1 protein-coding gene is annotated in these 1,071 nt (G+C 44.9%); it reads right to left on the reverse strand.

Features of this window, described 5'->3' with window-relative positions; genetic code table 11:
* Positions 1 to 65: 65 nt before the first annotated feature.
* Positions 66 to 1,071: GGDEF domain-containing protein (locus tag R8N49_RS25115; RefSeq protein ID WP_140343302.1), on the reverse strand; the 1,006-nt coding region annotated here is incomplete at its 5' end.

A 1,071-nucleotide genomic window follows, 5' to 3' on the forward strand; every position in this document is an offset into this window, starting at 1 on the left:
CGTTGAACTGTCTAAACAAAACGACCGCACTTATTTGAGTGCGGTCGTTGTATTTCTTTATGTGATTAGTTCTGATTCACTCTGGTGCAATTTCGACCTGCTTTTTTAGCTTTATACAATGCCGCATCCGCCAGTTTGATGACTTCAGCAGGTTCTCTTCCGTTTCTACTGTCTGCAGCACCAAAGCTCGCCGTGACGAACACCGATTCTCTTTGCATGTCTTCGGTACCTCGGTTTTGCTGGCCTTGCTTGTGATCGTCAGGGCGAGAGGCTTTGTCGCGGAGGATCATTTCATATTCAGCGATAGCTTTACGAGCTTCTTCTATGTATTGGCGACAATCTTCAACGTTTTTTCCCTTGAAGACCATGGTGAACTCTTCGCCGCCGAAGCGATAGACCTTTGCACCACCACGTGTTTTCATCAATCTTGAAGCCACCATTTTTAGCACATCATCGCCGATGTCATGCCCGTACGTGTCGTTAAACTTCTTGAAGTGGTCGACATCGAGCATTGCAATTGTGAATTTTCTGCCCATGTGTTTTAGATCTAAATCTAATGCTCTGCGGCTTGGAATCTGCGTTAGGCTGTCAGTAAACGCAAGTTGGTGACTCGCCGAGGTTGAATAGATGATGATGAGCAGACCAGTAAGCGTAAACATGGTGCTGGAAATGTACTGCACATCAAAGAAGATGAATGTCGCGGAAGCCAAAGCCATTGCAGAATAGGTCATCGCATGAATGATTTTGTTGGTTTTCAGCAGCAGAATACCGAGAAAGCACACAATACCAACACAATACAAAACAAGAATAAACGGCAGCTTAGATACGCTAGGCACAATGAACAAAATGCCGCTGGTCCATTGCTCAAAGCCACCATCAACGTAATATGCCAAGATGATGTAGGACCACAAGATGAACATCACCAGCATCAAAACATAGATGAACATGGCTTTTGAATCGAATCCATCTTTGTTGAACAGAAAGACCGTCAAAAAGGAGACAGGAAGCAGGGTAGCGAGAATAGTGAGTTCTAATAACGCGGTTCCGCTGTTTAGAGGGACTTGCAATCGA

This window comes from Vibrio sp. 1978, assembly GCF_033344345.1.